The 23,081-nt window shown below is 43.5% G+C and carries 34 protein-coding genes and 1 pseudogene; 13 read left to right on the forward strand and 22 right to left on the reverse strand.

What is annotated here, in order from left to right; translation table 11 throughout:
- Nucleotides 1–12 precede the first annotated feature (12 nt).
- On the forward strand, nucleotides 13–660 hold the full coding sequence (locus QUB35_RS17790) for a Uma2 family endonuclease (protein WP_333143117.1): 648 nt from the start codon (nucleotides 13–15) through the stop codon (nucleotides 658–660).
- Between the two features lie 184 nt (nucleotides 661–844).
- Here QUB35_RS17790 and QUB35_RS17795 read toward each other — a convergent pair whose 3' ends face one another.
- Nucleotides 845–2,224: an ATP-binding protein gene (locus tag QUB35_RS17795; protein WP_333143118.1), complete on the reverse strand. Its 1,380-nt coding sequence runs from the start codon at nucleotides 2,222–2,224 to the stop codon at nucleotides 845–847.
- 306 nt (nucleotides 2,225–2,530) lie between these two features.
- Between QUB35_RS17795 and QUB35_RS17800 the strand changes: the two genes are divergently transcribed.
- From QUB35_RS17800 to QUB35_RS17820, 5 genes are all read left to right on the forward strand, one after another.
- Entirely contained in the window at nucleotides 2,531–2,710 is a 180-nt protein-coding gene (locus tag QUB35_RS17800; RefSeq protein WP_333143119.1) for a hypothetical protein, read from the forward strand.
- 72 nt (nucleotides 2,711–2,782) lie between these two features.
- Complete coding sequence (locus QUB35_RS17805; protein WP_333143120.1) at nucleotides 2,783–3,097, forward strand: hypothetical protein; 315 nt, start codon at nucleotides 2,783–2,785, stop codon at nucleotides 3,095–3,097.
- Between the two features lie 133 nt (nucleotides 3,098–3,230).
- Entirely contained in the window at nucleotides 3,231–3,482 is a 252-nt protein-coding gene (locus QUB35_RS17810; protein ID WP_333143121.1) for a hypothetical protein, read from the forward strand.
- 252 nt (nucleotides 3,483–3,734) lie between these two features.
- Nucleotides 3,735–4,064 carry a CFI-box-CTERM domain-containing protein gene (locus QUB35_RS17815; protein ID WP_333143122.1) on the forward strand — a complete coding sequence of 110 codons (330 nt, stop codon included), beginning with the start codon at nucleotides 3,735–3,737 and terminating at the stop codon, nucleotides 4,062–4,064.
- Nucleotides 4,065–4,090: 26 nt separating this feature from the next.
- Nucleotides 4,091–4,999, forward strand: coding sequence for a YqaE/Pmp3 family membrane protein (locus QUB35_RS17820; protein WP_333143123.1), 909 nt, complete (start codon nucleotides 4,091–4,093; stop codon nucleotides 4,997–4,999).
- A gap of 100 nt (nucleotides 5,000–5,099) precedes the next feature.
- Here QUB35_RS17820 and QUB35_RS17825 read toward each other — a convergent pair whose 3' ends face one another.
- The 16 genes from QUB35_RS17825 to QUB35_RS17900 form a co-directional block, all read right to left on the reverse strand.
- The gene (locus QUB35_RS17825; RefSeq protein ID WP_333102745.1) at nucleotides 5,100–5,543 is read right to left on the reverse strand and encodes a PIN domain-containing protein; all 444 of its coding nucleotides are present in this window, start codon (nucleotides 5,541–5,543) and stop codon (nucleotides 5,100–5,102) included.
- Entirely contained in the window at nucleotides 5,531–5,746 is a 216-nt protein-coding gene (locus QUB35_RS17830) for a hypothetical protein (RefSeq protein ID WP_333102747.1), read from the reverse strand. The genes QUB35_RS17825 and QUB35_RS17830 overlap by 13 nt, the downstream gene beginning before the upstream one ends.
- Before the next feature lie 144 nt (nucleotides 5,747–5,890).
- Nucleotides 5,891–6,028, reverse strand: coding sequence for a hypothetical protein (locus QUB35_RS17835; RefSeq protein WP_333143124.1), 138 nt, complete (start codon nucleotides 6,026–6,028; stop codon nucleotides 5,891–5,893).
- Complete coding sequence (locus QUB35_RS17840) at nucleotides 5,997–6,356, reverse strand: DUF5615 family PIN-like protein (protein WP_333102749.1); 360 nt, start codon at nucleotides 6,354–6,356, stop codon at nucleotides 5,997–5,999. The genes QUB35_RS17835 and QUB35_RS17840 overlap by 32 nt, the downstream gene beginning before the upstream one ends.
- Nucleotides 6,357–6,359: 3 nt before the next feature.
- Nucleotides 6,360–6,584 (reverse strand): DUF433 domain-containing protein, encoded by a 225-nt coding sequence (locus QUB35_RS17845; protein WP_333031785.1) that lies wholly within the window; start codon nucleotides 6,582–6,584, stop codon nucleotides 6,360–6,362.
- A gap of 80 nt (nucleotides 6,585–6,664) precedes the next feature.
- Nucleotides 6,665–6,877 (reverse strand): ParE family toxin-like protein, encoded by a 213-nt coding sequence (locus tag QUB35_RS17850; RefSeq protein ID WP_333143125.1) that lies wholly within the window; start codon nucleotides 6,875–6,877, stop codon nucleotides 6,665–6,667.
- Between the two features lie 42 nt (nucleotides 6,878–6,919).
- Nucleotides 6,920–7,120: a hypothetical protein gene (locus QUB35_RS17855; RefSeq protein ID WP_333143126.1), complete on the reverse strand. Its 201-nt coding sequence runs from the start codon at nucleotides 7,118–7,120 to the stop codon at nucleotides 6,920–6,922.
- Between the two features lie 126 nt (nucleotides 7,121–7,246).
- Nucleotides 7,247–7,633 carry a type II toxin-antitoxin system VapC family toxin gene (locus QUB35_RS17860; protein WP_333143127.1) on the reverse strand — a complete coding sequence of 129 codons (387 nt, stop codon included), beginning with the start codon at nucleotides 7,631–7,633 and terminating at the stop codon, nucleotides 7,247–7,249.
- Nucleotides 7,626–7,856, reverse strand: coding sequence for a hypothetical protein (locus QUB35_RS17865; protein WP_333109591.1), 231 nt, complete (start codon nucleotides 7,854–7,856; stop codon nucleotides 7,626–7,628). Before QUB35_RS17865 ends, QUB35_RS17860 begins: the two co-directional genes overlap by 8 nt.
- A gap of 151 nt (nucleotides 7,857–8,007) precedes the next feature.
- Nucleotides 8,008–8,268, reverse strand: a complete 261-nt coding sequence (locus tag QUB35_RS17870) for a type II toxin-antitoxin system RelE family toxin (RefSeq protein ID WP_333054057.1) — start codon at nucleotides 8,266–8,268, stop codon at nucleotides 8,008–8,010.
- A gap of 2 nt (nucleotides 8,269–8,270) precedes the next feature.
- On the reverse strand, nucleotides 8,271–8,483 hold the full coding sequence (locus QUB35_RS17875) for a hypothetical protein (protein WP_333143128.1): 213 nt from the start codon (nucleotides 8,481–8,483) through the stop codon (nucleotides 8,271–8,273).
- A 73-nt stretch (nucleotides 8,484–8,556) separates the two neighbouring features.
- Nucleotides 8,557–8,688, reverse strand: coding sequence for a hypothetical protein (locus QUB35_RS17880; protein WP_333143129.1), 132 nt, complete (start codon nucleotides 8,686–8,688; stop codon nucleotides 8,557–8,559).
- Entirely contained in the window at nucleotides 8,685–8,939 is a 255-nt protein-coding gene (locus QUB35_RS17885; RefSeq protein WP_333143130.1) for a hypothetical protein, read from the reverse strand. The genes QUB35_RS17880 and QUB35_RS17885 overlap by 4 nt, the downstream gene beginning before the upstream one ends.
- A gap of 101 nt (nucleotides 8,940–9,040) precedes the next feature.
- Nucleotides 9,041–9,292, reverse strand: a complete 252-nt coding sequence (locus QUB35_RS17890) for a type II toxin-antitoxin system RelE/ParE family toxin (protein WP_333143131.1) — start codon at nucleotides 9,290–9,292, stop codon at nucleotides 9,041–9,043.
- Nucleotides 9,289–9,531 carry a hypothetical protein gene (locus QUB35_RS17895; RefSeq protein ID WP_333143132.1) on the reverse strand — a complete coding sequence of 81 codons (243 nt, stop codon included), beginning with the start codon at nucleotides 9,529–9,531 and terminating at the stop codon, nucleotides 9,289–9,291. Before QUB35_RS17895 ends, QUB35_RS17890 begins: the two co-directional genes overlap by 4 nt.
- Nucleotides 9,532–9,694: 163 nt before the next feature.
- Nucleotides 9,695–9,832, reverse strand: coding sequence for a hypothetical protein (locus QUB35_RS17900; protein WP_333143133.1), 138 nt, complete (start codon nucleotides 9,830–9,832; stop codon nucleotides 9,695–9,697).
- 148 nt (nucleotides 9,833–9,980) lie between these two features.
- On the opposite strand from QUB35_RS17900, the gene QUB35_RS17905 reads away from it, so the two are divergent.
- Nucleotides 9,981–10,232, forward strand: coding sequence for a helix-turn-helix transcriptional regulator (locus tag QUB35_RS17905; RefSeq protein ID WP_333143134.1), 252 nt, complete (start codon nucleotides 9,981–9,983; stop codon nucleotides 10,230–10,232).
- A gap of 71 nt (nucleotides 10,233–10,303) precedes the next feature.
- Nucleotides 10,304–10,561: a BrnA antitoxin family protein gene (locus QUB35_RS17910; protein ID WP_333109585.1), complete on the forward strand. Its 258-nt coding sequence runs from the start codon at nucleotides 10,304–10,306 to the stop codon at nucleotides 10,559–10,561.
- Nucleotides 10,562–10,599: 38 nt separating this feature from the next.
- Here QUB35_RS17910 and QUB35_RS17915 read toward each other — a convergent pair whose 3' ends face one another.
- From QUB35_RS17915 to QUB35_RS17925, 3 genes and pseudogenes are all read right to left on the reverse strand, one after another.
- Complete coding sequence (locus QUB35_RS17915) at nucleotides 10,600–10,767, reverse strand: type II toxin-antitoxin system RelE/ParE family toxin (RefSeq protein WP_333143135.1); 168 nt, start codon at nucleotides 10,765–10,767, stop codon at nucleotides 10,600–10,602.
- A 239-nt stretch (nucleotides 10,768–11,006) separates the two neighbouring features.
- Nucleotides 11,007–11,237 (reverse strand): hypothetical protein, encoded by a 231-nt coding sequence (locus tag QUB35_RS17920; protein ID WP_333143136.1) that lies wholly within the window; start codon nucleotides 11,235–11,237, stop codon nucleotides 11,007–11,009.
- Between the two features lie 188 nt (nucleotides 11,238–11,425).
- Nucleotides 11,426–12,637, reverse strand: a pseudogene (locus QUB35_RS17925) (glycosyltransferase).
- 122 nt (nucleotides 12,638–12,759) lie between these two features.
- On the opposite strand from QUB35_RS17925, the gene QUB35_RS17930 reads away from it, so the two are divergent.
- The 3 genes from QUB35_RS17930 (at nucleotide 12,760) to glcD (ending at nucleotide 15,782) form a co-directional block, all read left to right on the forward strand.
- The gene (locus tag QUB35_RS17930) at nucleotides 12,760–13,152 is read left to right on the forward strand and encodes a transporter (RefSeq protein ID WP_333143137.1); all 393 of its coding nucleotides are present in this window, start codon (nucleotides 12,760–12,762) and stop codon (nucleotides 13,150–13,152) included.
- 200 nt (nucleotides 13,153–13,352) lie between these two features.
- Nucleotides 13,353–14,237, forward strand: coding sequence for a DUF6671 family protein (locus QUB35_RS17935; RefSeq protein ID WP_333143138.1), 885 nt, complete (start codon nucleotides 13,353–13,355; stop codon nucleotides 14,235–14,237).
- Between the two features lie 69 nt (nucleotides 14,238–14,306).
- A complete protein-coding gene (glcD, locus tag QUB35_RS17940) occupies nucleotides 14,307–15,782 on the forward strand; it encodes a glycolate oxidase subunit GlcD (RefSeq protein ID WP_333143139.1) in 1,476 nt (491 codons plus the stop codon).
- A 204-nt stretch (nucleotides 15,783–15,986) separates the two neighbouring features.
- Here the strand turns inward: glcD and QUB35_RS17945 are convergent, their stop codons facing one another.
- Nucleotides 15,987–17,879, reverse strand: a complete 1,893-nt coding sequence (locus QUB35_RS17945; protein WP_333143140.1) for a PAS domain S-box protein — start codon at nucleotides 17,877–17,879, stop codon at nucleotides 15,987–15,989.
- 475 nt (nucleotides 17,880–18,354) lie between these two features.
- Between QUB35_RS17945 and purH the strand changes: the two genes are divergently transcribed.
- Both purH and QUB35_RS17955 read left to right on the forward strand, forming a co-directional pair.
- A complete protein-coding gene (gene purH, locus QUB35_RS17950; protein WP_333143141.1) occupies nucleotides 18,355–19,902 on the forward strand; it encodes a bifunctional phosphoribosylaminoimidazolecarboxamide formyltransferase/IMP cyclohydrolase in 1,548 nt (515 codons plus the stop codon).
- Between the two features lie 236 nt (nucleotides 19,903–20,138).
- On the forward strand, nucleotides 20,139–21,083 hold the full coding sequence (locus QUB35_RS17955) for a 2OG-Fe(II) oxygenase (RefSeq protein ID WP_333143142.1): 945 nt from the start codon (nucleotides 20,139–20,141) through the stop codon (nucleotides 21,081–21,083).
- A 508-nt stretch (nucleotides 21,084–21,591) separates the two neighbouring features.
- Here the strand turns inward: QUB35_RS17955 and QUB35_RS17960 are convergent.
- Nucleotides 21,592–23,073 (reverse strand): ankyrin repeat domain-containing protein, encoded by a 1,482-nt coding sequence (locus tag QUB35_RS17960; protein WP_333143143.1) that lies wholly within the window; start codon nucleotides 23,071–23,073, stop codon nucleotides 21,592–21,594.
- Nucleotides 23,074–23,081 lie beyond the last annotated feature (8 nt).

Here is a 23,081-nt window from a genome sequence, read left to right on the forward strand (position 1 = left end):
GGAGTATTTGCAATGGTTCAAACCCAGGCGTACAGTAAAGAAGAGCTTGCAGGTTCTCACCTGGTTTTACATGATATCAGTTGGGAAACCTACGAACACTTGTTAGAAATATTTGCCGAACGTTCAACGCCGCGCATGACTTACTACCAAGGAACTTTAGAACTTATGGTACCTTTACCAGAACATGAAACCTATAGCTGGACTCTCGGACGACTAATTGTAGCGCTGTCCGAGGAAATTGGGATTGAAATTCGCGGTTTAAAATCATCTACTTGGCGTTCAAAACCCAAAAAAGCGGGTAAAGAAGCTGATGAATGTTTCTATATTCAAAATGAAGCTTTAATGCGGGAAAAATTAACAATTGATCTCAAAAATGACCCGCCGCCAGACTTAGCTGTGGAAATTGATTGGACTAGCTCATCTATCAATAAAATGGCGGTTTATGCGGAACTTAAAGTGCCGGAGGTTTGGATTTGGAAGAAGGGGAAACTAATAATTAACATTTTAAATGATACGGGTTATGTCGAGTCGGAAACCAGTTTGGCATTTGCCTCGTTTCCTGTCAAAGAACTGGCACAGTTTATGCACCTAGACTCAGAAAAGGGAGAGAATGCGAGAATTAGAGAGTTTAGAGAGTGGGTGCGATCGCACTTAAATTAAATCTGGGTTTGTTACCTCGACATCTTGCACCATTTTTAATAACCTGTAGGGGCGGGTTCGCCAATAGCCTGAAAGCTTGCAGACAGATTAAATAAACCCGCCCTCCCCCACGAATAACCCTGTCTGGTAAAATAAAGACGGCGGTTGAAACCGCGTCTACACAAACAAAGTCCGCCTACGCGGACTAAGAAGACTGAGTTTTTACATACTGTTTCAGCACAGGATTTAAACTAAACAAAGTTATCTTTTCCTGTTCCTGCGTATCCAATAAAAACCGATTTCCAAGAGATCGCACCGCATTGACTATTTCTGACGCAGAAAATGGTATTTTGTTGAAAATTTGCGACACAGCAAGGGGTTCAGGTTGATTAGCCAGGTGAACCATCACTGCTAACTCTGCCGCAGTCAAACGCCCAAAAGGTTGAGATAACTGAGATTGCAACCCTTCATCTAAAATCGGCATCTCGCAGTGCAAAAACTCAGAAACTCTCCCCCCAAACAACTCTTGAATCAGCGTGGCAGTGAACTCCAACCACAGAGGATTGCCTTGATAAATATGAATCAAAGTTGACCATGTTTCCTCATCGGATAACTTTTGTGAGTTCAAAATTTCTTTAGCTGCTTCTCCTAAACTTCCCAATACAAAAGATCGCACGGGATGATGATCTTTTGATAATCTGGCAATTTCTCTGGGTTTTTCCCAACTATTCAATATCAAACAGCTTTGATGACAAACTTCGGCAATTAGTTTAAAAAACAACTGATAATCTTCATATCCAGTTTTATATTGTCCCGCTACTTGCCCGCTGCCCAAAAGCATCTGTACGTCATCGAGGACAATCAGACATCGGTTTTTTCGCAGGTAATCGAGGATTTGGGCAATTTTGGTTTCGATGTTTTGGGGAATTTCGGATGGTTGGGAAAAGATTTGCAGCAGGTTGGTGAGGGTTGCATCGAGGGTTGGGGAAAAGCGGAGGCTGCGATAGATGACGTAATCGAATTGGGTTTTGATGCGATCGATCAGGCTTAGGGATAGGGTTGTTTTGCCGATTCCGCTGATTCCGAGGAGTGCGATGAGGCGAGTGTGTTCCTGTGTTATCCAGTTTTCGAGGGTGGAGAGTTCAGAAGTGCGATCGAAAAAGGTGAATATTTCCGGTGCGTCGCCTAAGTCTATGTGGAGTTGTTTAGAAGTTTGTTGAGGGTTTTGGGGTTCTGTTGGACTTCTCGCCCTTTCTTGACAAATATTGAGGTTGTTATTAACTGTTACATTCTCGCTTCCAATAGTTGGTGAAAAATTAGTGTAAAATTTTGCCCTTTCCAGTATCGCTCTAACATTTACTTTAGTAACGTCTTGGCCGAATACATCTGATAATATCTTCCATAATTCAGAAGCAGCAACCCTAACATAACCTTCACTACAATCACGGTCTTGCGCTATTTTTGTTGCATATTTTCGACCTTGGAGCGTTTCTTTTAAAATAGCTTCTTGCAGGTCGTCTAAGTGCTTCCCTGTTTTAGAAAAAACTTTTTCATCGGCAAATCTTAAGACTTCCTGAAGCTCCATAGATCGCGTCTGGGGTAATTTTTAGTTATTATAACTTATTTTTTATAACTTTTTAGATAACATTACATAACATTTTATAACGCGAGTGGGTGGGCGATGGCGAAATGGGGTCGTTGTATGATTTTTGGAGTAGAGGTTGGTTGCACTGAGGGCGATCGTGCTACATCCGGGCTTGTCAATATTTCTGGCATTTGCGGGGTGTCTGGGGTAAGTCCCTACAGTTCCGACGGCAAATGCTGAGTATTTTTACACATTTCGTAAAATAAGGAGCAATATCTTATGTCAATGGAGGATATGGATTCCAAAGTGAGAAGCCTTCGTGAACAAGTCACATACGAAGTAAAAAAAGGTTCTTCGTCAACCAGCACTAGGGATGCTCTGATCGCTCAAATAGCTGCTTATCTTGCTAATGCTGATTTAACATCAAGCCAGAAAAGCACGTTACAAGATTTGTATGCACAATTAGAGGCTTTGAAGAACTCATAAGTGTGTCTTTACCCAATAGCATGTGTCTAGGTTTTAATCTGAAAATAGGTAATAGAATAAATAGGAATTAGCATGGAAACTTACGTTGATACTAACCACCAATATGAGGATCTTAATAGGATTGGCAATTGGATAATTATACGCTGTGAAGATGCTTGGGGAGACTCGATTAGCGCAAAAAGAATATCAGAAGATACAGTTGATATCATCAATACAGATGTACACCGTAACAATGAAAATCAAGGTCGTGGAACAGCACTTGTTCAGAAGCTTTTTGACGAATTACCTAGTGATGTCAAACAAGTTGTTTTAAGGCATAATGACAATCCTGGGTGGTGGTCACATATTAAATCTAGAATTAGCGGTGGTGCAAACCTTGTCTTATAGTTCCATTCAGAAATGGAAGGATTGATTGAGAAAAATTGCGATCGCCCACATTTACAGGAAAAGTTAAAGGTTGGGCGATCGATCACAAAAATGTACTGGCTTGTTGTTGAAAATATCAATTTGGAGTGGAAAAATGTTTAACCTAAATGAAGGTGATTATATATATAAAGATACTACCTTCAAGAGGCTTGAGGATGCTAAAGCTTCTTGCTTGGAAGCTAAAAAATATCAAAAATTAGGATACTATAAAAAGGCTCTTGAAAAATACAATTTTAGTTTATACTCTTTCGAGAATTTTTTTGGTTTTTGCGCGTTAGATAGTGCTGCATTATCTCCAAAAACCCAAGTCTTTTTACTTTTATTTGTTGTTGACATAGTAGGCTAAATTAAAAAGTGTTATACGAAACTCAAGGAACCTTACAAATTATCAGTATTCCTTAAAATCTTTGAAGAAATAGTAAAGACCATTGGTGAAAATGAAAAATTATTAAGTGCTGAACAACTTATTTTTTATCAGAAATTAAAACAAGAAATAGAATTAGATGCTGATGACATTGAATTTGCTGAAGCTAAAGCTTTTTTAGAAAAAAGCCATCAAGCTATTATTGACAATTCAGACGATCCCATATTTAGAGAAATGGTTTCATACTATGAAGAATGTTGTTCCTATGAAACATTTCTTGTGCCATCCAAAGGAGTTATTATTAGTAGTAGTTCTAGTAGCTCTTGCTTCATTGCCACAGCAGCTTACTGCACTTCCGCACACCCAGACATCGACACCTTCCGCAATTTCCGGGACAAAAAACTTTTAACCAATCCTGTTGGTCAAGTGTTAGTCAGCTTATACTACAAGATTAGCCCTAGCGTCGCTAACTATGTGAAAAGGCAGCCGGTTATCAAGAGCTTTTTAAGACAGCAGCTAGAGCGTTTAGCTGAGTGGATGCGTAGCCGAGAAGTTAAAAGTTAGTACAGTTTTAAAAGGAACTATTTAACATGAATAATTCGGATCAAAGTGAAGAATTACGGATCAGGGCAAAGTTACATATTCAAAGTCAAAATTACCAAGCAGCTATTGAAGACTGCAACCGATTATTGCAACTAACCCCCAATGACTCGCAAGTTTACTGGTACAGACAAATTGCATGGCAAAAGTTGGGAAATAATCAAGAAGCTATTAAAGATTGCAATGAATTTTTGAAACTTCAACCTAATTCTGCTCAAGGTTATTCATTTCGTGCATCCTTATTTGAGATTACAGGTAACTTACAGAGGGCACTAGATGATTGCAATCAAGCTTTATCTATTAATAATAGTGACGTGAATGAGATAGCATACACTTTGAGAGGCGATATTTATATTAAGTTAAAAAACTATCAGGCAGCGCTTCAAGATTTTAACCAAAGCATTCGTTTAGACCCAGAAGATATTAAAATCCACCAAAGAAGAGGCTGTTGTCACAAAGACCTCGAAAATTACCATGAAGCAATTATCGACTTTACAGAGGTAATTCGCAGAGATCGTAATTACTATAGAGCTTACTATGGACGAGGTGGAGCTTATATGTCATTAGATGATATGAAAAGCGCCGCTTCAGACTTCGATACAGCAGCTAGATTATCCCAGGCTCAGGGAGATACTAAGGCATCCCAGGAGGCTATGATGTGGGCTAACATACTGAGGAATGCGGAAGGAAGTAGTGACAGCAGTATCAGTGATAATAAGCAAAGCCCCGTTCAGATGAGCCACGTAGTCGCGGCGATTTTGTTTCCCCCGCTGGGCGTATTTTTGACGGTTGGGCTTGGCATTCATTTTTGGATCAGCCTGGTGCTCACATTTGTTTTTACGTGGATTCCCGGCATGATCCACGCTGTTTGGCTGGTTTACAATCACGATCGAAGTTAAGCAGTCGGGAAGTACGATCGCCCTTATCTTTCCCAAAGTACGATCGCCCTTATCTTCCCAAAGTACGATCGCCCCTCTCTTCCCATCCAAAAATACTCCCTCAACTTCTCAAATTCTCCAACACTAAAACCGTTAACCCCGGTAAAGAAGGCAACCGCGCATCATTTGTCAAGAAAAACGAAGCACCCTCACGGATAGCTGTAGCCATTTGAATGGAATCGGGCGATCGCAAATTGTAAGTTGCTCTCAGTTGTGCCGCTGTTTCAGCAATATCTGGAGTTAATTCAACAACAGTTAAACTTTCTTGATTCATCAATATTTCACGATATTCTTGAGCCAAGGCAGTATTTTTCTGTCGCAGGGGATGAACTAGCACTTCTACGAGCGTTACTGTTGATGTCACTATCCTAAAATCACCGCGATTAAACGATTTAAAGAAAAGCAGCATCATCTCTAGATATTTTGGATTTTGCTCCATAAAGTAAATCAGAGGCGCAGTATCCAATCCGACAACTTGTCCCTGTAACTGAGCTATCCATTCCATGAATCTCTTTCCCGATCGACATATTCTTGAGCATCAATCCCATGCCAAATTTCCTTACCCAAACCTGATAATTCTAAAATACTGCGCTTCGGCTTAGGAATCACCCGTTGACGAATATGTGCAAACAATTCAGAGATGAGTCGCATTTGCTCATCTGGTGCAAGTTTGAGAACCTGAGTCAGTACCGTGCTGTAAGTAGACATAGACTCTTCATTAAGATTTTTGGGCTGATTGTCATTATAGCAATTTAGGAGCTAGGCAAATACGATCGCCCTTATCTTCCCCAAGTACGATCGCCCTTATTTCCCCAAGTACGATCGCCCTTATTCCCCCAAGTGCGATCGCCCTTATCTTCCCCAAGTACGATCGCCCTTATTTCCCCAAAGCGCGATCGCCCTTATTTCCCCAAAGCGCGATCGCCCTTTGCTTTCCCACACCAAACTAATTAACACCCTATCTAAGCGGTTTTCTAAACCGATATCCATCAGGTTCTACAACCACAAATGCCCCTTTTAGTTCTACTTCAGAGTAATTTTCTATAACTCCTGCTAGTTCCTTATGAACTTCATTCACCATTTTAGGTAAGACTCGAAGGTAAATCACACCTGTTCCGATCGCCCTCACAAAAACAAGATTTCCGTAATCTCTGTCTCGCGTAACCAGGATACGATTTTCTGCTTGCGCTACTCTCAGTATTTCTTCATCACTTGCTTGCGCTAAACCCATTTGAGCGACCACAATTACATCATGTCCTGCATCAATCAAAAACTTTGTGGTGACAGCATACACATCTTGATCAATCAGAAATTTCATAATTTAAGCTAATGCCAAATGCACATCTTCAGCCGCCACCAGTGCGATCGCATAACGCAAGCACGCCCGAATATCATCCATTTCCAGATCGGGATAGTAGTCTCGGATAATTTCTCCAAAAGAAAGCCCTTCATTTAGTAATTCGAGAACGCTTTGTACAGTAATGCGCGTACCCATTATGCAAGGCTTACCGAAGTGAATTTGAGGGTTGACGGAGATTCTGTCCATTTTGACCACGCAGCTCTATGTCTCTTCTATTTTAAGTCATCAGGTAGGCGATCGCAACCTGTATTTTTTCACCACCGGCATTATTTTCCTATCAGCCGATCGTACTCTGCGTGAGTACCAATCCAAAACCACAAAATGCCTGTTTCAATTTCAACACCCAACGCCCGATAAGCCTGTCCGGCCCTTACAGACCAATAATTACCAACCTTCTTAAAATGCAGAGAAGGATGAGACGGATCTGCCTTCAGCAACTCATAACACTGATCTGCTGTAGCTTGTACATTTGATGGCAAAGCATTGTAACAATCCCAAAATTTTCTCCTTCGTATAGTGCATTAAATCTCTCGATAGTTACCACTCTCAAAATCTGCGATCGCCTCTGCTGCTAAAGCATCCAGTTTACCCTCAGCAATATCTTTCTCTAACTGAACATCCCATCGTTGGTAATCCAAATTTAGAAACCATTCTAACAACTCTCCAATCTTGTTGGGCGGAAGTTGGAGAATCGCATTTTCTATCTGTTCAATAGTCAACATAGGCTATCTTAACTTACACTAAATTTCGTTGATTTTTTGGCGGGGTATTTATTATATCTCAATTCGGGATTCGGGGAAAAGCGATCGCCCTTATCTTCCCCAAAGTACGATCGCCCCTTCTTTTACCTAATCAAATGGATTCAATATAGTTAACCCATTAACACGCTTAAAATCCTTAGCATTGCGAGTCACCAAAACACATCCCTCAACTAAAGCACAGGCGGCAATTACACCATCACCTAGTTTTAAGCGATAATCTCGGCGAATATGGGCTGCACTATCTAACACTGATTCTGTCAATGATACGCACTTAAGAAGCCTCAAAAATTCTCGCATCTCATTCGCTTGTTCTTCTGTCAATGCCGGGTAACAAAGTAACTCCACCCAACTAATCGGAGAGTAAAATGCCTCTGCATCTCCAGCTTCAATCTCATCAAATATAGGCTGAACCTCCGGCTCGTCATAGAAGTAGTAAATCAGAATGTTGGTATCGAGAAGATATTTATTAATCATCCCATTCTTCTCTAAGTTGCAACTGGAATTCCAAAGCATCCACACGATACGGCAAAAAACCTCGCCATCTCTTTAAATTTTTCCTGGGCAATCTTTCACTGCTACTCTGAGTCTGGGTTGTTACCCGATCGCGCATCAAAGCTGACAATACTTCTAAAAGCTGCTGTTGCTCGTCAGGAGTAAGATTTTGAGCCTGACTCAGTACCTCGCTATAAGTAGACATAGGCTTTATGTTGAGATTTTTGGGCTGATTGTCATTATAGCAATTTAGGATCGAGGGAAGTGCGATAGCCCTGATTTTCCCAAAGTACGATCGCCCTTTTCTTCCTAAAGTACGATCGCCCTTATTTTCCCAAAGTCCGATCGCACTTCAGTTAATCATAAATTTCTCTCCGGTGTCCAATCTGGTGAATAGTAATCACCTTTAAATCATCATCAAAAGAATAAATTACCCGATAATCACCCACTCTTAACTTAAAGAAACCTGCCAGATTAGCCGACAACGGCATAGGAGTAATTTGTTCAAAATTTTCCGCCAACCAATTGATTTTATTACCTATACGCTCCTGCACAGCCTGAGTCAATCTTTCTTGGTTAACCAGAGCTTCTGCAGTCAACTCAACCGAATAGCTCATTACTATTTTATGCCGAGTTTTTGATAAACTTCCCCAGGTTCGACGCTACTTTTTCCTGCTTGTTTGCGCTTCGTTGACTCTAACAATTTCTGCTTGACTTCTTCCTTAACTTCTAAACCTGCATCAGGATCGCCCAAATATTCTTCTAAACACTGTTCCACGGTATGCCGAATTAAGTCCCGCAATTGGTCAACTGTCATGTCTTTGACTTGCATCTTAATCTCCTAGTCTGTGGGATTATCAATAATAAATAATAGCAACTTTAGTACGGTTGTATCTGTAACTTAGCTATCCATTTTTAGAGTAATTTTCTCTAACTCCTGCTAGTTCCTTAACTTTGATGATAACAGGACGGGTTCCTCCTTGTTCAGAACCCTCAACAAATTCAAGTCTAGCATCATAGACTTCTCCCCGGTTCATACAGGAGATTCTCCCAATTGCAGCGCTTCCCAACTCGCTACCGCAAACTCAGCCTCGATCTGTAGCACTTGAGCTTGATACTCTGGATCTTTTACCATTTCAATTAGTGCTGCATCAATTTCCGATCGTTTACCCTGAGTTTGGGTTGTTACCCGATCGCGCATCAAAGCTGACAATACTTCTAAAAGCTGCTGTTGCTCGTCAGGAGTAAGATTTTGAGCCTGACTCAGTACCTCGCTATAAGTAGACATAGGCTTTATGTTGAGATTTTTTGGCTGATTGTTATTATAGCAATTTAGGATCGAGGGAAGTGCGATCGCCCTTTTCTTCCCCAAAGAAAGTGCGAGCCCCCTTATTTGTAAACATCCCCCCTAGAATTAATCGCAGTCACAACATATACTTGATTTTCCCTGTCTTCTACAAAAAGTATCCGATATTTACCCACTCGCAGCCTTAATTCAGGACGACCTTTAAGTTGCTTAATGTCAAGCCCTCTATCGTCACTTACTAAAGTATCTAAAGCCTTGACAATTCGTACTTGGTCATCCGGTTGCATTCGCGATAAATAGCGTTCTGCTGCTTTCAGGAGAATGTAGTCACTCAATTTTTTTCTCCAAATAGCTTCACTTTGAGTTCTTGGGAGGATATCCCCCGATCGCGACCAGCTTGGTAATCTTGCCAAGCAGCCTCGCTCTCTGCTATTTCTTCTGCTGAAATTACTTCATCATCTTCGGCAACTTCTTCCCGTAACTGAATCATCTTTTTCAATTCTTCTAATAACCGCAGTTTGTCTGCAAGCGTGAGGCTTTTAACTTGATTCAGTACCTTGCTATAAGTAAACATAGATTTGGTTGTAAGAGTTTTTGCTTGCTCTCTATTATATCTCCATTTAAAATTATGGGAAAAGCGATCGCCCTTTTATTCCCAAAGTTCGATCGCTCTTATACTATCTTGCACAATTTGTTAGCTGTTGCGAATTCACCTCAAAGGATCTCGCAAACTCCGCTTACGGCAGCAATCTTTTGATAATCCGCAAGTGTTCCTCGGCGTCGTTTCGGCGGCGAAAACGCGCCACAGTCAGGCGTTGCAGGTTGGGCAGGTGGCGGTAAATCACCCACGGGTAAAGTTGTTGTTTGTAGTTCATCCTAGTTCTGCAATAGATTGCGGACAAAATGAGACACTAGAAAGGCAGGGCTGATTTCCCGTACTCTGCCCTTTTGCTGTCTATATAGACATAGTGTCTGGACAAAGTTGTTTTGTCAAGTAGTCTAGACACTATGTCACATTTTGTAATGATTAAGCGAAGACAACCTCAAGAAGAAGCTGGCGAATCACCGCTGAAAAAACTCAGAGATGAGTTAGGAATGTCCCAAGAAGAATTTGCTCGGCAAATTGGGACATCGGTACGCACTGTGAGTCGCTGGGAAGCCGGAGATAACGTGCCGACATTCACAATTGCCCAGATGAAAGCTTTGGCAAATTTTTTGCGATCGCGCCGGTTAACTCTTGATGACTTGCCCGATCGCTTTGGCCCGCCTGAGTGAGTATCCGATCGCCCTTTATGCTATACTCTAAGTATATACGCTTTGTATATACATTTTTAGGTACTTTGAATATGACTATCTCGCGCAAACGACTTGAAAAATTAGAAAATATTCCAGAATCTGCGATCGATACCTCTGATATTCCTGAATTAGATGCGAATTTTTGGGCAAAAGCAAAACTCGTAACACCACTGACAAAACAAGCTATTTCTTTAAGAGTTGATAGCGATGTATTAGATTGGTTTAAAAGCCAAGGAAAAGGCTATCAATCTTTAATGAACGCTGTGCTGCGCTCGTATGTTGAACATCACGTAAAAAGCAGTGAATAAATAAATGTGCGATCGCCCTTTTCTTCCCAAAGTGCGCCCTAATACACTTCACGACGATGAGCAATAACAGTCACAACCACACGCTTTTGCTCATCATCAATTTCATAAACTACCCGATAATCTCCAACGCGATAGCGATAGTATCCAGCTAATTCGCCTTTGAGTTGCTTAATATTTGGATGACTGCGAGGGTCAGTTTTCAACATCTCAAAACATCTATAGCAATCCTAAATCATTCATGTAAATTTGTAGGGGTAGTGCTACCCCTACTCCCCGTGCCTACCCCCTATCTATCGGGGCAACCACAGGGGGATTGCCCCTACAATAATTAGGCGAATGATTTAGGGTTGCTATATCTAGCTTGCGTTGTAAAGAAGCTGATGCTTCTTCAAAAAACTCCTGAGCATCAAAGCTAAGAACGACTGAATAAAACTTTAGACTTTCATCAGTATTTTCGTTTGAGTTGCTCAACGGTCGTCACCTTACCTGCTGCTACATCTTTTTGGGCTTTATTAAATACTTCAAGAAAACCGGGAATTTTTAATAATTCCACCGTAGCTTCATTGCTTTCACGTTCTGCTAAATAAGCTAAGAAATCAGCCACAACGATCAGCCGTTCAGGAGATAAGCGATCTATGGATTGCTTAAGATTCTGGCGAAGTTCTTGAGTTTTCATAGTTCATAGCTATTGAAAATTATTAGAGCTGGCTATTTTATTATACCAGATAGTCTGAAATTTGGCTCCTGCGGCCCTGATTTTGCCTGCATTGCGATCGCCCCGATGTTGCCTGCATGGCGATCGCCCTGAACTTCCTCTGCATGGAAATTTAGTTTTGAGGACGGTTGCCAGTAACTTTAATGTGATCACCTACGCTTCAAGCTCAGCACGCTGAGAAAAAAGCTCGACAAAACCATCTGCAAACCGACAGTCAGGCAAGTGAGCGAGGGAATAACCAAACGCAGAGTTTTAGAAGGGTCGAGAGTACCAAAAGCCGTTTCGCTCCAGATAGTTAATGACAAGAACGAGCCAACTATTCCGATTAATATCAGCGTGACTCCGACAATCAATCCTGTCTCTAGGGTGACATAGCGAAATATTTTGTTGACTTTGGGGTCTTCCGGCAGGAATTTCTCGCTGATGGCGAAAATTTTGGTGAAAAAAGCGAAAGTTACTGCTTGAAAACCGATGATAATTGCGATCGCACCATAAAGCAACGTGTGTACATCAAAGCTGATACTCCCAATCTTTTGAGTACCGGGTAACAGCCAAACCACGATAATTATGCCCCCAATCATCAGCGCAGTACCCGGATACAAAAACAGCCACCGAGGACTGTAAAGCAGCAAAAATCGCAGGTGCCGCCAGCCATCTCGCCAAGTTCGCAAGTGCGGCGGACGGCTGCGCCCGTCGGGAGAAAGTACGGTTGAGATTTCAGTTATCCGCAGCTTGTATACAGAGGCCTTGACTACCATTTCGCTAGCAAATTCCATCCCCGTTGTTTGCAAGTCGAGTTTCAAAATTGAGTCTCTCCTAAAACCCCTGAGTCCGCAGTGAAAATCGCCGACGGGACTTGCAAAAAATAGCCGCCCAACCCATGTCAGCACCGGATTTCCTAAATATTTGTGCAGCGGCGGCATTGCACCCGGTTTGATGCCCCCTTGAAAGCGGTTTCCCATCACTAAGTCGAAACCTTCTCGCAATTTGTTGACAAAAGCGCCGAGGTTGGAAAAATTGTAGCTGTCGTCAGCATCGCCCATGATAATATAAACTCCGCGGGCTGCGATGATTCCTCCCATCAGAGCGCTGCCTTAGCCTTTAGCTGCTACGGGCAGAACTCTCGCTCCCATTCTGGTAGCGATATCTTGAGAACCGTCAGTGCTGCCGTTGTCTGCTATGATGATCTCGCCGGCCATATCAAGTTCGCGCAGGAACTTCTGTGCCTTCTCGATGCAGATTTCTAAAGTTTCTGCTTCGTTCAGACAAGGCATGAGTATCGATAGTTCTAGAGTATATTCTCCGGTTGGGTTGGTCGGCTCTGCCATATATGGGTTCCACTCTCGATCGCGATCGACCATACTTGATTTTCCTGTATCTCTGCTAAAAATATTAGTGGTGAATAAAACCTAGCAAAACTTAATTAAAGTTTTTCCGGTTTTGGGAACGGCAATTTTTGATTGTACTATAGGTTAATAAACTTATGAATAGAAGCGTGTTTTTGTTATTGCTGGCTGCAATATTGTGCGGCGTCGCCGGTCAATTCAGTCTGAAGGCAGGAGCTAAAATATTAGGGCCCATTGGCGCTGCTAATTTAATAGAAAAAATTATAGCAATGGCTACTGAGCCTTTGATAGTAAGTGGTCTTTCTTTGTATGCAATTTCTTCGATCGGCTTTATTGTAGTTTTGTCGCGGGCACACCTTAGCATAGTCTCACCTTTACTGTCAATTAGTTACTTGTTTACTGTTTTAGGTGGCAAACTGATATTTCACGAGCCTTTGCCGCCGCTGCGGTTGGTAGGCGTGGGGCTAATTATGACAGGAGTAATTTTTGTACTCAGAGGTCAAGCTGGGGGAGTGACTGGAGGGAACTAATACGATTTTAGATTTTAGATTTTAGATTTTAGATTTTAGATTTTAGATTGAAGAATTTTAAATTAAGTCCACAGGTGAATATCATGAATATTTAACTGAGGTCTAAAATTTTTACTCGCAAGTTAAGTCAGGGTTTCTATCGGTTGTGGGGCGGTGGAAAGGGTGTATGTGAGTTTTTTTTCCTAAAATGATGCTGCTGTATGTCTAATATTTATGAGCCTGTGAATCCCAATCAATTATTGAGCTATCGCACCGCAGTTATTGCTACCATGCACCAAAAAGAACGGGTAATGGCTCCCATTTTGGAACGAGAATTGGGCGTAAATATCCTAGTACCTGCGGCGCTTGACACTGACGCATTCGGCACCTTCACCAGAGAAGTTAAACGCTTAGGAACACAAATAGAAGCGGCTCGCCATAAAGCACAAAAAGCCCTAGAAATTGCGGGCGAAACTCTTGCCTTTGCCAGCGAAGGTTTTTTCGGCCCTCACCCAATGATGCCGTATCTGCCAGCTAACAGAGAAATCGTAATTTTATTAGATCGAACCAACAATCTAGAACTAATCGGTGACTCTTTCTCCGTGGAAACTAACTACAGTCACCAGTTAGTTTCCAGTATACAAGAAGCAGATGATTTTGCGAAAAAAGCGGGATTTCCCGAACATGGACTGGTGGTTGTAGTTGGCGACGCTGCCCTCGGTAACGGCGAAATTGTCAAGGGAATTAGGACAGAAAAAAAACTTTTTGACGCTGTTACAGCAGGCTTAAAAAAATCGTCAACCGGCCGAGTTCACATCGAAACAGATATGCGGGCGATGTACAATCCAACTCGGATGAAAAACATCGAAAATGCAACTCTCGATTTAGTTAAAAAATTTAAGCAATTCTGCCCGGAGTGCGGTTGGCCGGGGTTCGATATTGCTGAGACGAAAATCGGATTGCCCTGCGGACTTTGCTATTTTCCGACTCAGCTAGTGCGATCGGCAATCTATAAATGCAAAAACTGCGGTTATACTAAAGAAAAACTATTTCCCGACGGTCGAGACACTGCCGATCCTTCCCTGTGTCAATATTGCAACCCTTAGAAAAATAATTGGCTAAACTTAGTAAAATTTGCAACAATATTATTGATAGTTCCCTAATAAAAATCACTAATGATAGCCGTAGAAACAGAACGCAACTGGAAACCCGTTATTAAAGAATTCGAGGCTGTAGTTGGCAAAAATGGCGTCGTGCAGCGCCGCGAAGAATTGATTGTCTACGAGTGCGACGGACTCGCCAGCTACCGCCAGCGCCCCGCCCTGGTGGTATTGCCTCGAACTACCGAGGAAGTGGCGCAAGTGGTCAAAATATGCGATCGCAACTCAATTCCCTGGGTGGCTAGAGGCGCAGGCACCGGCCTTTCCGGCGGCGCTTTGCCTGTAGAAAACTGCGTGCTGATTGTTACTGCCCTGATGCGAAAAATCCTGAAAGTAGACTTAGAAAATCAGCAAGTAGTCGTGCAACCGGGAGTAATTAATAACTGGGTAACGCAAGCAGTTAGCGGCGCCGGTTTCTACTACGCCCCCGATCCTTCCAGTCAAATTATTTGTTCGATTGGCGGCAACGTTGCCGAAAATTCTGGCGGCGTTCACTGCCTCAAATACGGAGTCACAACAAATCACGTTTTAGGATTAAAATTGGTACTTCCCGACGGTTCAATTGTCGATGTCGGTGGCGAAATTTCCGAAATGCCCGGTTACGATTTAACTGGTGTATTTGTCGGTTCCGAAGGCACATTAGGAATCGCCACAGAAGTTACTTTACGAATTCTCAAAGCGCCGGAATCGATTTGCGTTCTCCTAGCGGATTTTTCCAGTATAGAAGCAGCGGGCGAATCAGTTTCCGATATTATCAGCGCTGGTATTATTCCCGGCGGCATGGAAATTATGGATAACATCAGCATCAATGCTGTGGAAGATGTGGTAGCAACTGGATGTTATCCCCGCGATGCGGCGGCAATTCTCCTCGTAGAAATCGACGGTTTAGAAGTGGAAGTTGCCACAAACAAACAGCGGATTGCTGATATTTGCAAGCATAACGGAGCACGAAATATCACCACGGCAACCGACCCGGAAACGCGCCTAAAAATTTGGAAAGGGCGGAAAGCTGCTTTTGCGGCGGCGGGTCATCTCAGCCCGGATTATTACGTGCAAGACGGGGTGATTCCACGAACGCAAATGGCTTATGTTTTGAAAGAAATTGAGGGCTTGAGCGAGAAATACGGTTATCGAATTGCTAATGTATTTCATGCGGGAGACGGGAATTTGCACCCGCTGATTCTGTACGATAACTCGGTAAAAGGTGCGCTGGAAAAGGTGGAAGAATTGGGCGGGGAAATTCTCAGGCTTTGCGTGAAAGTTGGGGGAAGTCTTTCGGGGGAACACGGCATCGGCGCTGACAAGAAGTGTTTTATGCCGGATATGTTTTCGGAGGTAGATTTGGAGACGATGCAGTGGGTGCGCCAGGTGTTTAATCCGAAAGGTTTGGCGAATCCTGGGAAGATGTTTCCGACGCCGAAGACTTGCGGGGAAGCGGCGAGGGCTAAGGTTGAAACTTTTAAGAAGTTGGAGGGTGCAGAGGTTTTTTAATTCGCTTTTTATGCGGGTAATGTGAGCCGAAAAACACCCTGAAATTGTTTCTAGAATGGGGATGCAGAGCCTCTAAGTATGCGTTCCCAGCCAGAGTCTGGGAACGAGAAAAAACGATTTTTCTCGTTTTTTAGGAGTGCGAGCGTCCCGCTCGCTTGCTTGCCTATATATCACGTTGGTAAGGCGCGGATTGCACATTCTGCACTAAGGTGCGATCGGAATTCTGATAGTAAATTCCGTGCCCTTGCCCAATTCCGAAGTACAATTTAATTCGCCTTTGTGTCTTTCTACAATAATTTGATAGCTAATTGACAAACCCATTCCCGTGCCTTTGCCAATGGGTTTGGTAGTAAAAAATGTATCGAATATCTGCTGTTTGACTTGCTCAGGTATTCCCGGCCCGTTGTCGGCAATTTTAATTTCTACAAAATTGCCGACAACTTCCGTACCAATCCTAATCTGGCTGGGAGTTTCTAGCATTTCTTGACAATTTTGCCTACTGTTGGCATCTTCTAAAGCATCGATCGCATTGCTGAGAATATTCATAAAAACTTGATTTATCGGCCCAGCAAAACACTCAACAGTTGGCAATTCTCCGTATTGTTTGACAATTTGAATTGGCGGCTTTTCTCCGCTCCCTTTCAAACGGTGATTGAGAATTAACAGCGTGCTGTCAATACCTTCGTGGAGGTTAACGGGTTTCATCTGTGAATCGTCATGCCGCGAAAAGTTCCGCAGCGACTGCACAATCTGGCAAATCCGCTCGACACCAACGCTCATTGAAGACAGTATTTTAGGTAAATCTTCAGCTAAAAAATCGAGATCATTTTTTTCTCTTGCCTGCTGAATTTCGGCGACGGGATTAGGATAGTGCTGTTGATAAAGTTCGAGGTGGTGAAACAAGTCTTGAGTATAATTTGTGAGATGAGCGAGATTGCCGTAAATGAAGCTGACTGGGTTGTTAATTTCGTGAGCGACCCCGGCAAGTAGCAATCCCAAACTAGACATTTTTTCGCTTTGAACTAATTGGGAATTAGTGGCTTTGAGTTGCTCAAGTGTGGCGGCTAGTTGAGCGGCTTGTTCTCTGCTTTGTGCTTCGGAATTATGCAAGGCTTCTTCGGCTTGTTTGCGCTCAGTGATGTCTCTCTGTACGCCTATAAAATGAGTTAATTTTCCCATTCTATCGCGCACGGGAGATATTGAGAAACAATTCCAGAAAGCGGTTCCGTCTTTGCGGTAATTCTTTAATATTACCTTGCATTCGCTTTCTGTTTGCAAGGCTTGGCGAATTATTTCTACTGCCGCCGGATCTGTATCGCTTCCGTGCAAAAATCGGCCGTTTTTTCCGATAATTTCCTGCCGCCGATAACCTGTCATGCTTTCAAATGCGGGATTGCAATAAATAATTGGATGTTCGGGGTCAGTGGCGTCAGAAATCGTAACTCCGGTGCTAGTAGCTGCTATAGCTCGATCGTACAACCAAAGCATTTCTTCTGCGCGCTTGCGATCGGTAATGTCCCGCAGCGTAGCTAAATAAGCCATTTCTCCATCCCATTCCGTTTCCACCACCCGCATTTCTACTACAGCATTTGCTTTTTGCTTGCGAATAGCTTCAACTTCTGTTTGCACGACGCGAGTTCCTGGTGCTTCTGTTTTTCCAACTTGGGGAATAATATCCGTCGCCATCTCAATGTCGCAAGCTGAAACTTCTACTACTAAATTGCCAAAAAATGCTTGACCTAAAAGTTCCTCTGCTTTGCAGTTAAACAGCGCTTCTGCTGACGGGTTGGCAAAACAGACAAGTCCTCGCTTGTTAACGATTGCGATGCCGTCGGCATTTTTTTCTATCACATTCCGAAACCGAGATTCGCTAGCTTTCAAATCCTGCTTTAGCTGTTCCATTGCTCGCTCCATCTGCTGCAATTCGCACAAACTAACACTATAAGCTTCGGAAATGTTGGCCTCGGTCGAATTCTGGACTCTTTTTTTGGAAATCTGTTGGTAGCCTGTTCTATTGGCCAGATTGGCAGCAGTTTTTTTATGATTCCTGCTAATATTACTGAGTTTATTTTCGGGCTCGGCTTCTTGAAAAAACATATTTCAACCCTACCAAATTATTTTCTAGATTAAGGTGTTGCGATCGCCCAATTTTCCTAGAATTTTAGGGAGAGAGCAATTTACACCCGATGCTAGCACATTACTTTTAGAATTCATCATAAGACATCGTTAAAATTCAAGAGCGATCGCCCTAGAATTATCTATTAAGTTTTATTAAGTAATTTCAACAACATTGACACTTACGTAGCGACACGAACTGTGAAAGCTGGATAGGGCTGCAATCCCCCTCGCACTCACAAAATAATCAGTTCCACGCGCAAGTCCTAAATATTTAGAAGCCACTGGTCAGTATAAAATATTATATAATTTGGACAAAAAATATGAGCTAAAATAAGCGAACTCATCTTTAATTTGTTAAAAATAATTATAATTAGCCATTACCAAATCATCTCCCTGCCACCAGACTTGGTATAGAATATAACCTGTCTATTTTTGCGATCGCAACTTCAAACCAATGGCACGTCTAGCACTTCTGAGCACATCCAATAAAACCGGACTAATCGACTTAGCGCGCAGTCTAGTAGAAGAATTTGAATTTGACATAATTAGTAGTGGCGGGACAGCAACGGCCCTCAAAGAAGCAGGCATCCCAGTCACCAAAGTTGCGGAATATACTGGTTCCCCCGAAATTTTGGGAGGGCGAGTCAAAACACTTCATCCACGAATCCACGGCGGCATTTTAGCACGCCGCGATGTACCGGAAGACCTTGCAGATTTAACCGCAAATCAAATTCGGGCGATCGATCTAGTTGTAGTCAATTTGTATCCATTTGAAGAGACAATTTCTAAACCCGGAGTTACTCTAGCAGACGCCATTGAGCAGATAGATATCGGCGGGCCGGCGATGCTGAGAGCTTCAGCAAAAAACCACGCTCATTTGACAGTTTTGTGCGACCCAGAACAGTACAATACTTATTTAAAAGAACTGCGGGAAAATGGCGGCGAAGCATCCTTAGAGTTTCGGCAAAGATGTGCGCTAGAAACCTTCAAACATACAGCCAACTACGATCGCGCGATCGCAACTTATCTCAGCAGCAGCCAATCCGCTGAAGCATCTTCGCTACCAGACGAGTTTAATTTATCAGGAAAAGAGTTGCAAACTCTCCGCTACGGCGAAAATCCCCATCAAGCCGCCACCTGGTATCAAAGCGGAAGTACACCCACAGGCTGGACAACTAGCACCATCCTGCAAGGCAAAGAATTAAGCTACAATAATTTAGTAGATTTAGAAGCAGCAAGGCGGCTGATTGTAGAATTCCCCGACACACCCGCCGCCGCTATTCTGAAGCATACAAATCCTTGCGGCACAGCCTTGGGAACAACTATTTCTGAAGCGTATCAAAAAGCCTTCGACACCGATTCAGTCTCAGCTTTCGGCGGAATTGTCGCCCTCAACCGCCCGATTGATGCTGCTACCGCCACGGCCTTAACTCAAACATTTTTAGAATGTATCGTCGCGCCGGGGTGCGAACCAGAAGCCGAAGAAATTATCAAAAAAAAGGCGAAAGTTCGAGTATTAATTTTGCCAGATTTGACTCAAGGGCCGCCACAAACTGTTAAAATTATTGCAGGCGGTTTGCTGGTACAAGACTCAGATAATATAGTAGAAGAAACTAGCAAATGGCGGATGGTTACTGAGAAACAGCCGACGGCGGCAGAGTTGGAAGAATTGCTGTTTGCTTGGAAAGTAGCGAAACACGTCAAATCAAATGCGATCGTTGTGACGCGCGATCGCACTACAATTGGTGTGGGTGCCGGACAAATGAATCGCGTGGGCTCGGTTAAACTAGCATTGGAACAAGCAGGAGACAAAAGCAAAGGAGCGATTTTGGCTAGCGATGGTTTCTTCCCCTTCGACGATTCAGTCAAAACTGCGGCTGAGGCGGGCATAATTGCGATCGTCCAACCGGGAGGAAGTATGCGCGATCGAGATTCCATTGAAGCCGCCAACCAACTCGGAATCACAATGGTTTTCACCGACATCCGCCACTTCTTGCATTAATTAAGTTCGTAGCAATGACATTTTGCACCTCTATTATGAACAGGCAAGATGCCTGTTCCACAAAGAGTTAATTCTATTGTGGGTTGGGCTTCTAGCCCGCCCTCAAGCAATGATTGAATTTTTGTTCTTCCATCTTCCTTCTTGCATCTTCCTTCTTTCTTCTCCCATCCCTCCATCCGTTACATCCGTTACAGAATCCGTTGCCGAACTTCCTTCTTCTTCTATAACTAACGGCTATGACTAGCACAATTCAACCGCAAATTAAACCCCAAGACGTAAAAGTCAAAATCCTGCTCACCGGGGGACATCAATGCACCGTCACCCTCAAATCTGATACACCACTATTGCACAGCCTGATCAAAACATTAGTCGATCGCACCCAACAAACACTGGGTTTTTCGCCCTTATTTCAAATCCCCATAGACGACGGGCGTTCCACCCTTTTTTTTCCCGCCGAACACCTAGTCGGATTAGTCACAGAACCCCCAATTTACTTGCAGCAACTGCAACCGCAGCAGCCTGCAACTCCTGTAGAAATTCCCGCAGAAATTCCCGCAGAAATTCCTGCCCCTGCGCCGCCTGTAAATGACGACTTAATATCTCGCTACGCCCAAATAGACAACTTTTTGACACCTGCCGAAAAAAACAAACTCCTTAAATATGTCTTAGCAAAAGAATCACAATTTGTGACTACCAGCACCTCAACCAATGCCGAAGATTACCGCCGTTCGATGGTACTCCACTCGTTCCCCGAATTTTCCGAACTGATGGTTAATCGCATCAAAGCAATTCTCCCCGACGTGCTGCAAAAATTAAATATTCCCTCATTTCCGCTTGGTGAGATAGAAGCTCAGTTAACCATGCACAATGACAACAACTTTTACAAACTTCACAACGACAGTGGCTCGCCAGATACCGCAAGCAGATTTTTTACTTACGTTTACTATTTCTATCGAGAACCCAAGGCTTTTTCTGGTGGTGAATTGCAGATTTATGACAGCAAAATCGAGAACAATTTTTATGTGGCGGACGAGACATTCAGAACTGTTGAACCTCGGAATAACAGCATCGTATTTTTTCTGAGTCGCTATATGCACGAAGTTTTGCGAGTTAGCTGTCCCTCAAAAGCTTTTGCTGATAGCCGCTTTACTATTAACGGCTGGGTGCGAAAAGCAAATTGAGGTTAATTCATTGTCCTGGACGCACTAATCACCTAATTTTGTCATTCTGAGTGAAGCGAAGAATCTCAAACTATTGCCACATCGTTACAGTGCATAATACCAATTTAATGTGAAGTGGCATATATTTCGATCCCCCTAAATCCCCCGCGGGAGGGGAGTAGGGGTTGACTTTGACCCAGCTCTTGTCCACCCCCTACTCCCCCTTATTAAGGCAGGGCGGTTTCATTCTTGGTAGGGGCCGTGCCCCCGTGCCGGCCCTTTTGGCCTGAAACCCCCATTCGAGGGTTGGTGGCGGGGGTAGGCACGGGGAGTAGGGGTAGCACTACCCCTACAAAAGCCTCGTTTTTGGTGAGAATGAAACAGCCCTGCTTATTAAGGGGGGTTAGGGGGGATCAGATTCTATGCAGCCTCATATAAAATTGGTATAAGTCCCCATATCTGAGATTCTTCACTTCCCAAAGCCTACCCTCAGAATGACAGAATTACCTTACTCAAAACTATTTCATTCTTACTCCAGTGCTCCAGCACTTTTGAGCAATTTCACCACGCTGGAATAACGTTTAAACTCAGCCAGCATTAAAGCTGTATAATTTCCCGGATTTTTGTGGTTTAGTTCTGCACCAGCATCAATTAAAACCTGTACAGCACCGACACAACCCCGATGTGCGGCCCACATGACAGCGGTTGCGCCCGAATCATCGAGCAAGTTGACATCTGCACCTTTTTCGACTAATAATTGGACGATCGCCACATAACCTCGATCGCACGCCTTCATTAATGCAGTTTTCCCCAAATCCGCCGGGATATTGGGATCAGCACCGCCGTCAAGCAAAGCTTTCACAGTCTCGGTATGTCCGTGAAACGCAGCCAGCGTCAAAGCCGTCTCCCCAAAGTTTTTCGCATTCAGAAACTCATCCCGATTTGAGTTTACTTTTTGCAGCAAAGCCGATACGATCGCACTATGGCCGTGAACAGCAGCCACCAGTAAAGGCGTATCGCCCAATCGATTTCTAGCACCGACACTAGCACCTCGGTTTAAGAGCAATTCCACTACATCTTCGCAGCCTTCAACCACGGCAAAATTCAAAGCAGTTTCATCATCTTTATCCTTAGCGTTGATATCCGCGCCAGCATCGAGTAAGATATGGGCGATCGGCGCATTTCCTCCAGCAGCAGCGGCCATCAAAGCCGTGCCCCCATCTCCATTTTTCACATTCGCATTAGCACCCGCACCAAGCAAAGTTTGCACCACATCAGTATTGCCGGCATCCGCAGCCAAAGTTAAAGCAGTTTCTCCGTTTTTGTCGGGAATTTCGACATCAGCGCCAGCCGCCAACAGCGCCTCGACAACAGCCAAATTTCCCGCCGTCGCAGCCAGCATCAAAGCAGTTTTGCTTTCTAGATTTTTAACATTAGCATCCGCCCCACAATTGAGCAAAATTCGCACAATTTCAGCGCTTCCTTGACGGACAGCTAAAAACAGCATAGAATTGTCAGCAACAGCACCCGCATCCACCAAAGCTTTGACAACAGCTTGATGGCCCGATAAAGCAGCTATTTTTAGAGCTGAATCTCCATCTTTATCTTGGACATTTACATCAGCATTAGCATCAAGTAACATCCGCACAACATTGATATCACCTTTCAGAGAAGCCGCCATCAAAACCGTACTTCCATCATCATTTTTAGCATTAACATCAGCACCCGCAGCCAGCAACAGCCGCACAGAGTCAGCCTGTTTGTGAGCCGCCGCCAGCATCAAAGCTGTCAAGCCAAAACGCCTGCTCACATGGTTGACATTAGCGTCATTGTTTAGTAAAATACGCACGATTTCTGTATAGCCTTTTTGGGCTGCAAACATCAAAGCCGTCGTCCCCTCAGAGTCTTTGGCGTTAGCGTTAACATTCTTAGCGAGTAAAGCTTGGACGTGAATAATGTTGCCAGTCTTGGCGGCTTGAATCAATACAGCGTCTTGTTTAGTGGCAGGCATAATAGTCT

Source organism: Microcoleus sp. B13-B6, assembly GCF_036705405.1.
Taxonomy (GTDB): Bacteria; Cyanobacteriota; Cyanobacteriia; order Cyanobacteriales; family Microcoleaceae; genus Microcoleus.